We start from the raw sequence: 9,637 nt of genomic DNA on the forward strand, positions 1-9,637 counted from the left end.
TTCGGTTCCCCCTATTTCACTTTTTCTTTTTCATGCGGCAAGACGGTATCCGGATAGATATTCGTTGGATATTCGCCAGTGAAACAAGCCAAGCAATGGCCGCATTTCGAGCCTGGGTCGGTGCGTCCGATGTTTTGGACCATGCCATCGACCGACAAGAACGTCAGCGAATCCGCACCGATGATTTCACGCATTTCTTCTACTGTATTGTTCGCGGCGATTAACTCGCCGGATGTGCTGATATCGATGCCGTAAAAACAAGGGTTCTTGATCGGCGGCGAACTGATGACGACGTGGACTTCCGTCGCGCCCGCTTCTTTCAATAAAGCGACGATGCGGCGGGAAGTGGTGCCGCGGACGATGGAGTCATCGACCATGACGACGCGTTTGCCGTTGACGACTTGGCGGACAGGCGATAGTTTCATCTTGACGCCGCGTTCGCGCATTTCCTGTGAAGGCTGGATGAACGTCCGGCCAACGTAACGATTCTTGATCAGCCCAAGCTCATATGGAATTCCGCTCTGCTCGGAAAAACCGATCGCTGCGGAAATACTGGAATCCGGCACACCCGTGACGACGTCCGCTTCGATGTGGACTTCTTTCGCCAATTGCTTCCCGAGGCGTTTTCTCGCCGAATGAATATTGATGCCGTCGATATCCGAGTCCGGACGGGAGAAATAGACATACTCCATCGTACAAATCGAGCGTTCTTCCGGATACGCAAAACGTTCCTTGCGCATGCCCTCATCGTTGACAATCAAGAATTCACCCGGTTCGACAGAATGCACAAACTCTGCTCCGACGATATCGAATGCGCAAGTTTCAGAAGCGACAACCCAAGCATCCCCCATTTTCCCAACAGATAAGGGACGCAAGCCGTTCGGGTCGAGCGCCACAAACATGGCTTCTTCTGTCAAGATTAAGCATGCAAACGCCCCTTTTAACAGAGACAAGGCATTTTTCGCTTTTTCTTCAAAGCTTTCGTAACCGCTGCGCTTGATCAAGTGTGCGAGCACTTCCGTATCCGAGGTCGTTTGGAAGATGCTGCCTTGACGCTCTAGATGCCCTTTTAATTGCGTCGCATTGACCAAATTGCCGTTATGTGAAATCGCCAGGCTGCCTGTCGTCGAATTGAACAGCAGAGGCTGGACATTTTCGATGCCGCTGCCTCCTGCTGTTGCATATCGGACATGGCCGATGGCTGCAGTACCGGTGATCTGCTCCAACTTTTCCGGAGTGAACACTTCACTGACCATGCCTTCGCCTTTTAATGCACGTAAAGCTTCTCCATCAGTCGAAACGATTCCTGCGCCTTCCTGGCCGCGGTGTTGCAAAGCATGAAGCCCATAATACGTAAGTTGCGCTGCGTTGGTGTGGCCCCAAATGCCAAAAATCCCGCATTCTTCGTTTAAGCCTCTGATTTCAGCAAGCATGGTATAGCCCCTTTCCAGGCGGAGCGGAGCGTTTCGACCGATTCATCGATCCAGACGGCTCCGTCTTCCCCTTTGACGATCATGCGATCACCCGTGACTTCACCGATTTTCCGTGCATCTTTCACTGTACCTTCGAATGCTTGCGCTTGCTCGGGAGATACTGTGAGCAAGAAGCGTGATTGTGTTTCACTGAAAAGCGCCGTCGTTTTCGAGCCTGTCAAATTCACTTCCACACCGAGCCCGTTGCCGAATGTTTTCTCAGCCAAAGCGACAGCTACGCCGCCTTCCGCTACGTCGTGAGCCGACTGGACCAAGCCTTGCTGGATAGCCGAAAGGATAGCCGCCTGGCGTTGCGCTTCAACGTCCAAATCGATGGATGGCGCTTTCCCGAAAATGCGGCCTTCCACCATTTTCTGCAATTCACTGCCGCCGAATTCCGTCATGCTGCCGCCCACGAGATAAACGAAATCACCTTGTTTTTTCGCATCTTGCGTCGTGACATGCTTCAAATCTTCGACAAGGCCCACAAGCCCGATCGTCGGTGTCGGATAAACAGCTGTTCCATTTGTTTCATTGTACAGAGAAACGTTTCCGCCGATGACTGGCGCGTTCAATTGAAGGCAAGCTGCAGACATGCCGTCAGCCGCTTTTTCCAGCTGCCAGAAAATCTCTGGCTTTTCCGGGTTACCGAAGTTCAGGCAGTCGGTAATCGCCAATGGTTTTGCGCCTGAAACGACTACGTTTCTCGCCGCTTCCGCGACCGCAATCTTGCCGCCTGTTTCCGGATCAAGATAAATATAGCGTGAGTTGCAATCTGTCGTCATCGCTAGCCCTTTATTCGTTCCGCGCACGCGGATGACTGCGGCATCGGATCCTGGCGTGACGACCGTGCTCGTACGCACTTGGTGATCGTATTGGTTGTAAACCCATTCTTTCGAAGCGATGGTCGGCTGTTGCAATAACGAAAGTAACGTCGCCTGATGATCTTCCACTTTCGGCTCTTCGTTCGGCAAGCTTTGGAATTCGCGGTAATATTCCGGCACGCTCGATTTCTGGTGATAGACCGGTGCATCTTCTGCCAGTGCGTCGACCGGCACTTCTGCAACAATCTCTCCTTTATGCTTCAAGCGCAATGTGGAATCGTCCGTTACCCGCCCGACCGTCACTGCATCCAGGCCGTATTTTTCGAACAACTCGACGATTTCCGGTTCGCGCCCTTGTTTGACGACGATGAGCATGCGCTCCTGGGATTCCGAAAGCATCATTTCATAAGCTGTCATGCCCGTCTCGCGCTGCGGGACGTGATCCAAATCCATCTCGATGCCGGAGCCGGCTTTTGACGCCATCTCCGCTGAAGAGGAAGTGAGGCCTGCTGCTCCCATGTCCTGGATGCCGATTAGCGCATCGGACTTCACAAGTTCCAGGCATGCTTCAAGGAGCAATTTCTCCATGAACGGGTCGCCCACCTGGACTGCCGGGCGTTTCTCATCGGATGAATCCGTCAATTCCTCAGAGGCAAAAGTCGCGCCGTGGATGCCGTCGCGGCCTGTTTTCGCGCCGACGTACATGACCGGGTTGCCGGTTCCTTTAGCGATACCTTTTTGGATGTCTTTATGGTCGATCAAGCCGACGCACATCGCGTTGACAAGCGGGTTGCCATCGTACGATGCATCGAATTGCACTTCGCCCCCGACTGTCGGGATACCGATGCAGTTTCCGTAGCCGGCGATGCCAGCGACCACTTCTTCGAATAAATACTTGACGCGCGGCGTCTCAAGTTCGCCGAAGCGCAAGGAATTCAACAGCGCAACTGGGCGTGCGCCCATTGAGAATACGTCACGGATAATGCCGCCGACGCCTGTCGCTGCCCCTTGATAAGGTTCGATAGCGGATGGGTGGTTATGTGATTCCATCTTGAACACGGCAGCCTGCCCGTCCCCGATATCGACGATGCCGGCGCCTTCTCCAGGCCCCTGCAATACATGCTCGCCTTTGGTCGGGAATTTCGACAGCACCGGCTTGGAGTTTTTATAGGAACAATGTTCAGACCACATGACGGAGAACAAGCCGGTCTCAGTGTAGTTCGGCGTTCTGCCCAGGATGTCTTCGACCATTTGGAACTCGGCGTCCGACAAACCCATCTGCTGGTAGATTTTCTGTTCTTTGATCTGCTGCGTGTTCGGCTCAAGCGTGACTGACATGTGATTCCCTCCACTGTTTGACGATTGATCTGAATAATGGCAAGCCGTCGGTTCCGCCGATCAAGTCGGATACGGCGCGTTCCGGATGCGGCATCATGCCAAGCACATTACCGCGTTCGTTTATGATGCCGGCAATATTATTACGGCTGCCGTTAAAATCTTCTGCGTATGTGAAAACGATTTGGTTATTGTCTTTCAAATGCTGATATGTCGCATCGTCGCAGTAATAATTGCCTTCCCCATGAGCGACCGGAATGCGGATTTCTTCGCCTTCCTTATATTCATTCGTGAACAAAGTGTGGGCATTTTCCACTTTCAAGCTGACTGTGCGGCACGTGAACTTCAAATCTTTATTGCGCATGAGCATGCCAGGAAGCAAGCCTGCTTCCGTCAGGATCTGGAATCCGTTGCAGACGCCGAGAACCGGTTTTCCGGCTTCCGCTGCTTTGCGCACTTCATCCATGACGCCTGCAAAACGGGCGATGGCGCCTGCGCGCAAATAATCCCCGTATGAGAAACCGCCAGGAAGCAAGATCCCGTCATAGCCGCTCAAGTCGTGCGTGTCATGCCAGACATATTCCGCTTCTTCTCCTAGCTCATCCTTGATGGCATGGTACATATCCAAGTCACAATTCGATCCCGGGAAAACAATCACTGCGAATTTCATTGCGAGACAACCTCCTCGATTTCATACCTGTAATCTTCAATCACCGTATTCGCAAGCAGCCTGCTGCACAATTCATCAACCAAAGCATCTACGTCGCGCTCACCGTCTCCAATGACCAGCTCCATATACTTGCCTATCCGCACGTCCTGTACTTCGTCGTAGCCCATTTTATGAAGCGAGCCCATTACAGCCGAACCTTGTGGATCGAGTACACTTTCACGCAACGTCACATACACTTTTACTTTTTTCATCAATTTTGTCCTCCCAGTCGAGATAAAATGAGTTCATAAGCATCCGTCAAATTGCCGAGGTTCCGGCGAAATACGTCTTTATCGAGTTTCTGTTTCGTTTCCTTGTCCCATAGGCGGCATGTATCAGGGGAGATTTCATCAGCCAGCAGGATCTCGCCATTTTCATCACGGCCGAATTCGATCTTGAAATCGACCAAATCGACGCCAATCTCCTGGAAAAAGCCGATCAGCACATCGTTGATGACGCGCGCCTTGTCTTTAAGCGCCGCCACTTCATTCTCAGTCGCAAGCTCAAGCATGGCGATATGGTCATCCGTGATGAGCGGGTCGCCGAGTGCGTCATCTTTCAAGTAGAACTCCACGACCGGTCTCTGGATTACCTGGCCTTCATCGAGTCCCAGCCGCTTCGCCATACTGCCGGCGACGATATTGCGCACGACGACTTCCAGCGGGATGATGCTCACTTCACGCACCAATTGTTCATGCTCAGATAATTGTTTGACGAAATGGGAAGCGATGCCAGCTTCTTTCAATTTCCCAAACAGCAAAGAGGTGATCTGGTTATTCAAACGCCCCTTGCCCGAAATCTCTTCTTTTTTCTCTCCGTTGAACGCAGTGGCGGAGTCTTTATACTCCACCCAAAGAATGCCTTGCTCGTCCGTCTGATACAGACGCTTCGCTTTTCCTTCGTACAATAGCTGGGCTTTTTCCATGGTTGATGCCTCCGTTTAGTTTAATCCGAGACGATTGAAGATCATATCGACTTGCTGCAGGTGGTGGTTGTAATCGAAGCAATCATCCAGCTCTTCTTTCGTCAGCTGCGAAGTGATCGTTTCGTTCGCTTCCACGACTTTACGGAACGAAGTCTGCGTTTCCCATGCTTCCATCGCGCACGGCTGAACGGTATCGTATGCTGCTTCACGCGCCATTCCTTTGTCGATCAATGTCAGAAGCACCCGCTGCGAATAAATAAGTCCGAGTGTCGAATCCATATTGCGTTTCATGTTCTCCGGGAACACCGTCAAGTTTTTGACGATATTGCCGAAACGGTTGAGCATATAGTTCAATGCAATTGTCGCATCCGGCAAGATGACGCGTTCTGCAGAAGAATGCGAGATATCGCGTTCGTGCCACAGGGAGACGTTCTCATAAGCCGTCATCATATAACCGCGGATCAGGCGCGCAAGACCCGTCATGTTTTCAGAACCGATCGGGTTGCGCTTATGCGGCATCGCCGACGATCCTTTCTGCCCTTTGGCGAAAAACTCTTCGACTTCACGTGTTTCGGATTTCTGCAAACCGCGGATTTCCGTCGCGAACTTCTCGATGGATGAAGCGATCAAAGCAAGCGTGCTCATGTACTGTGCATGGCGGTCGCGCTGCAAAGTCTGTGTGGAAATGCGTGATGCGGCGATCCCTAGGTTCTTGCACACATATTCTTCAACGAACGGGTCGATATTGGCATATGTTCCTACCGCACCGGACATCTTGCCCGTTTCAATTGATTTCGCTGCCGCTTCAAAACGCTCCAGGTTGCGCTTCATTTCCTCGTGCCAAAGCGCCAGTTTCAAACCGAATGTCGTCGGTTCTGCATGGACACCATGCGTACGGCCCATCATAACCGTCATCTTATGTTCTTTCGCTTTGTTTGCCAGGATGTCGATGAAGTTCGTCAAATCTTTGCGCAGGATCTCGTTCGCTTGCTTCAATAGATAAGAAAGTGCGGTATCGACAACATCCGTCGACGTCAATCCGTAATGCACCCATTTGCGTTCTTCCCCGAGTGTCTCGGATACCGCACGCGTGAAAGCAACTACATCGTGGCGGGTTTCTTCTTCGATTTCTAAAATACGGTCGACAGAAAATCCTGCATTCTCGCGGATTTTTGCCACATCTTCTTTCGGGATATCACCGATTTCGGCCCATGCTTCACATGCAAGGATCTCTACTTCCAGCCATGCTTGGTATTTGTTTTCTTCTGTCCAAATGGCACCCATCTCCGGGCGTGTATAACGTGCGATCATAATGTATGTCCTCCAATTATTCCGGCCAAATGCCGGATGCTTCGATTTCTTGTAATGTTTGGTCTAGATTTTCCGTCAAAATGGTCACATGCCCCATTTTGCGTTTATGTTTGGCTTCGTCTTTGCCATATAAATGGATCGACCAGTCCGGATAATGTGCGATTTTAGTTGTGAGCGGCGCTACATGTTCTCCGAGCACATTGACCATGACAGCCGGACTCCAAAGCTTCGGCTTTCTCAACGGCCATCCGCATATGGCGCGAATATGCTGATGGAACTGGGAAATATTCGTCGCTTCGATTGAGTAATGCCCTGAGTTATGTGGACGCGGCGCTAATTCATTCACCAAAATTTCGCCATCTGACAAGACGAACATTTCAACAGCGAGCGTTCCGATCAACTGCAAATGCTCGGCAATCTCTTGCGCCGCCTGTTTCGCTTTTTCCAGCGTTTCTTCATTAACACGGGCAGGGACAATTGTTTGATGCAATATATGGTTTTTATGGATATTTTCTCCAATTGGCAAGATAGCCGTTTCGCCTAATGTATTGCGCTGGATGACGACGGATATTTCCATCGTGAAATCAACAAACGCTTCTGCGACGCAATCCCCATTTTGGAACAGTGCTTCGGCTTCTTTCAACTGCTCCGCATTTTCCACTATTTCCTGGCCTTTGCCGTCATATCCGCCTCTAGCCGTTTTAACAACAAAAGGATATTTCAAATTTGCAATTCGCTCTTTCAATTCATCAAATGTAGAAGCTTCTATATAATCTGCTACCGGTACCCCTGCTTCCCGGATTGCCTTCTTCTCGAAAATCCGGTTTTGGGTAATGCGGATCAGCTCTGCCCCTTGCGGCACATAAGCAATTTCTGCTATATGACGGAGCCCTTCCACATCGATATTTTCAAACTCATAAGTGATGACATCGCTCACTTCTGCCAATTCTTCTAGTGCTTCCGAGTCATTGAACGGAGCGACAATCTGGATATCTGCTACTTGTCCGGTCGGCGAATCCATGCCTGGATCCAAAACAGCGATTTTAAAGCCTGCTTCCTTCGCAGCCAAGGCCATCATACGCCCTAGTTGCCCACCGCCAATAATTCCGATTGTCTGTCCTGGCAAAATCGTTCGTGTCATACCAGATCACCCGAACTTTCCAGAACCGCATTTGCAGTCCGCTTGCGCCTTTGTTCCAAAGCCTGTGCTGCAGACGCATCGACTGTACCGAGGATTTGGACAGCCAAAAGCCCGGCATTGATCGCGCCGGCTTTTCCGATCGCAACCGTCGCCACCGGAACGCCTCCTGGCATCTGGACAATCGACAATAATGAATCCATGCCGTTCAAAGCTTTCGACTGCACCGGAACGCCGATGACCGGTAAAGTGGTTTTTGCCGCAACCATTCCCGGCAAATGTGCAGCTCCGCCAGCACCGGCGATAATGACATGTAATCCTTTACCGCGCGCTTCTTCTGCATAGCTGAACATTAAATCCGGCGTTCGATGCGCCGATATCACTTTTTTTTCATAGCCGATCTTCAACTCATCCAGCACGTCGCAAGCATGTTTCATCGTTTCCCAATCACTCGAACTTCCCATAATAATGCCGATTCGCGGATTCATTCAATAACCTCTCTTTCAAAAGTAAAAAGCCCTCAAATAAACTGCTCACATGACGTGAAAAGCAGTCTACTTAAGGACTTTGATTCAACGAAATATTAAATGATGGCATAAAAAAGCACATCCCCCGTTACAAGTACCATAAGTTGCTTTCCCGCATAGTCCGGACATTTACGGTGTCCTGGTAGAGACGCAGAAGCCAATTCTTCTGCATATATGGGGTTTCCTTATTAATCATAACAAGATGGTTCATATGCGTCAATGATAAAGTCGAACGATAAATAAATTCACTCTTTTAACGTTCGTGTTTTTTACCCATCATCTTCTATTTTTCGATTTTATTCCCTTTAAACTTGATTATCTGACGAACAGGTATAGGCTTTCCATTAATCTCTTCGAATAAGGGCTCTTCTTTGCGCCCTACAGCCATATAACCTTCTTGTTTCATTCGATTCAGGCAGTCTTCCACCGTTTCGTGTTCCTGCACTTCGAACCAAATTGTCTTTTTACTCATTTAAACAATCTACCTCTTTTCACTTGTTTCACCCAGAATCCTCCATGAATCGTTTTTGGTTCATAAGCAATAATAAAAGCTTTGGGATCTATTTCTTGAATCGTCTTGTATAATTTTAATTCCATCTTTCGTGGAGTCAAGATTTGCATGGCTTGCCTGCCGCCATCTCTGCCGTTTGCATCCCAATCCGTTACCCCGTAACCTTGTTCACGCAACTTCCGTGGGAGATAATCACTTTCATCATTACTGATAACATTAACCGTTATATAACCGAGAGCCATTTTCTCCTCGATTTTAGAACCGATGACGACCCCCGATCCATAACCAATCGCATAAGCGATCAAGTTCTGGATTTGATCCAAATTATCCAATACCAGCCCTAGCCCTACTATATAAATAACCACTTCAATCATACTGACAAGCGCCGCTAAATAACGGAAACCTTTGAGTGTCATGATCATCCGCACAGTAAAGAAAGTGACATAGACAATATTGATCGAAAATATTATGAGAACCATTAACCACGGATTAATATCCAATTTCTGCACCCTTTCTTTCACAATTAAATTTCATATTAGGTCAATCAAAGTATGAATGCAAGAGGGAATAGACCTTGTTTCAGAAAAAACCTAAATAATTCCAAAGAAAAAAGCCGCTACCGGAATGAACCGGTAACGGCTTTTCGACTTGCCCAGCGACGTCCTACTCTCACAGGGGGAAACCCCCAACTACCATCGGCGCAAAAGAGCTTAACTTCCGTGTTCGGGATGGGAACGGGTGTGGCCTCTTTGCCATCATCACTGGACTCTTGAGCTTGTTCGCTCAAAACTGGATAAATCGACATTGTGGGAAACTTGCGTTTCAGTTTGTTGGTTAAGTCCTCGATCGATTAGTATTCGTCAGCTGCACGTGTCGCCACGCTTC

Annotated in this window: 10 protein-coding genes, 1 rRNA gene and 1 riboswitch; all 11 genes read right to left on the reverse strand. The window is 49.5% G+C overall.

Annotated features, from left to right (window positions below):
• Positions 1 to 11: 11 nt before the first annotated feature.
• Positions 12 to 1,433, reverse strand: coding sequence for an amidophosphoribosyltransferase (gene purF / locus DP119_RS14905; protein WP_112233897.1), 1,422 nt, complete (start codon positions 1,431 to 1,433; stop codon positions 12 to 14).
• The gene (gene purL, locus DP119_RS14910) at positions 1,409 to 3,634 is read right to left on the reverse strand and encodes a phosphoribosylformylglycinamidine synthase subunit PurL (RefSeq protein WP_112233898.1); all 2,226 of its coding nucleotides are present in this window, start codon (positions 3,632 to 3,634) and stop codon (positions 1,409 to 1,411) included. Before purL ends, purF begins: the two co-directional genes overlap by 25 nt.
• Positions 3,618 to 4,301 carry a phosphoribosylformylglycinamidine synthase subunit PurQ gene (gene purQ, locus DP119_RS14915; protein ID WP_112233899.1) on the reverse strand — a complete coding sequence of 228 codons (684 nt, stop codon included), beginning with the start codon at positions 4,299 to 4,301 and terminating at the stop codon, positions 3,618 to 3,620. Before purQ ends, purL begins: the two co-directional genes overlap by 17 nt.
• Positions 4,298 to 4,552, reverse strand: a complete 255-nt coding sequence (gene purS, locus DP119_RS14920; RefSeq protein ID WP_112233900.1) for a phosphoribosylformylglycinamidine synthase subunit PurS — start codon at positions 4,550 to 4,552, stop codon at positions 4,298 to 4,300. Before purS ends, purQ begins: the two co-directional genes overlap by 4 nt.
• Complete coding sequence (gene purC, locus DP119_RS14925; RefSeq protein ID WP_112233901.1) at positions 4,552 to 5,265, reverse strand: phosphoribosylaminoimidazolesuccinocarboxamide synthase; 714 nt, start codon at positions 5,263 to 5,265, stop codon at positions 4,552 to 4,554. The genes purS and purC overlap by 1 nt, the downstream gene beginning before the upstream one ends.
• A 15-nt stretch (positions 5,266 to 5,280) precedes the next feature.
• Positions 5,281 to 6,576: an adenylosuccinate lyase gene (gene purB / locus DP119_RS14930; protein ID WP_112233902.1), complete on the reverse strand. Its 1,296-nt coding sequence runs from the start codon at positions 6,574 to 6,576 to the stop codon at positions 5,281 to 5,283.
• Positions 6,577 to 6,592: 16 nt separating this feature from the next.
• Positions 6,593 to 7,717, reverse strand: coding sequence for a 5-(carboxyamino)imidazole ribonucleotide synthase (gene purK, locus DP119_RS14935; protein ID WP_112233903.1), 1,125 nt, complete (start codon positions 7,715 to 7,717; stop codon positions 6,593 to 6,595).
• Complete coding sequence (purE, locus tag DP119_RS14940) at positions 7,714 to 8,202, reverse strand: 5-(carboxyamino)imidazole ribonucleotide mutase (protein WP_112233904.1); 489 nt, start codon at positions 8,200 to 8,202, stop codon at positions 7,714 to 7,716. The genes purK and purE overlap by 4 nt, the downstream gene beginning before the upstream one ends.
• 136 nt (positions 8,203 to 8,338) lie before the next feature.
• Positions 8,339 to 8,439, reverse strand: a riboswitch (purine riboswitch).
• Between the two features lie 85 nt (positions 8,440 to 8,524).
• Positions 8,525 to 8,713 carry an NETI motif-containing protein gene (locus tag DP119_RS14945; protein WP_112233905.1) on the reverse strand — a complete coding sequence of 63 codons (189 nt, stop codon included), beginning with the start codon at positions 8,711 to 8,713 and terminating at the stop codon, positions 8,525 to 8,527.
• A complete protein-coding gene (locus DP119_RS14950; RefSeq protein WP_205853890.1) occupies positions 8,710 to 9,231 on the reverse strand; it encodes a DUF2179 domain-containing protein in 522 nt (173 codons plus the stop codon). The genes DP119_RS14945 and DP119_RS14950 overlap by 4 nt, the downstream gene beginning before the upstream one ends.
• Before the next feature lie 171 nt (positions 9,232 to 9,402).
• Positions 9,403 to 9,518, reverse strand: a 5S ribosomal RNA gene (gene rrf, locus DP119_RS14955).
• Positions 9,519 to 9,637 lie beyond the last annotated feature (119 nt).

The sequence above is a fragment of the Planococcus maitriensis genome, from assembly GCF_003289925.1.
GTDB classification, from domain to species: Bacteria; Bacillota; Bacilli; order Bacillales_A; family Planococcaceae; genus Planococcus; species Planococcus maitriensis.

Bases quoted from the DNA above. Each gene is read 5' to 3' on its own strand.
- purF (WP_112233897.1), bottom strand. From the start codon at position 1,433: ATGCTTGCTGAAATCAGAGGCTTAAACGAAGAATGCGGGATTTTTGGC.
- purL (WP_112233898.1), bottom strand. From the start codon at position 3,634: ATGTCAGTCACGCTTGAGCCGAACACGCAGCAGATCAAAGAACAGAAA.
- purQ (WP_112233899.1), bottom strand. From the start codon at position 4,301: ATGAAATTCGCAGTGATTGTTTTCCCGGGATCGAATTGTGACTTGGAT.
- purS (WP_112233900.1), bottom strand. From the start codon at position 4,552: ATGAAAAAAGTAAAAGTGTATGTGACGTTGCGTGAAAGTGTACTCGAT.
- purC (WP_112233901.1), bottom strand. From the start codon at position 5,265: ATGGAAAAAGCCCAGCTATTGTACGAAGGAAAAGCGAAGCGTCTGTAT.
- purB (WP_112233902.1), bottom strand. From the start codon at position 6,576: ATGATCGCACGTTATACACGCCCGGAGATGGGTGCCATTTGGACAGAA.
- purK (WP_112233903.1), bottom strand. From the start codon at position 7,717: ATGACACGAACGATTTTGCCAGGACAGACAATCGGAATTATTGGCGGT.
- purE (WP_112233904.1), bottom strand. From the start codon at position 8,202: ATGAATCCGCGAATCGGCATTATTATGGGAAGTTCGAGTGATTGGGAA.
- DP119_RS14945 (WP_112233905.1), bottom strand. From the start codon at position 8,713: ATGAGTAAAAAGACAATTTGGTTCGAAGTGCAGGAACACGAAACGGTG.
- DP119_RS14950 (WP_205853890.1), bottom strand. From the start codon at position 9,231: ATGGTTCTCATAATATTTTCGATCAATATTGTCTATGTCACTTTCTTT.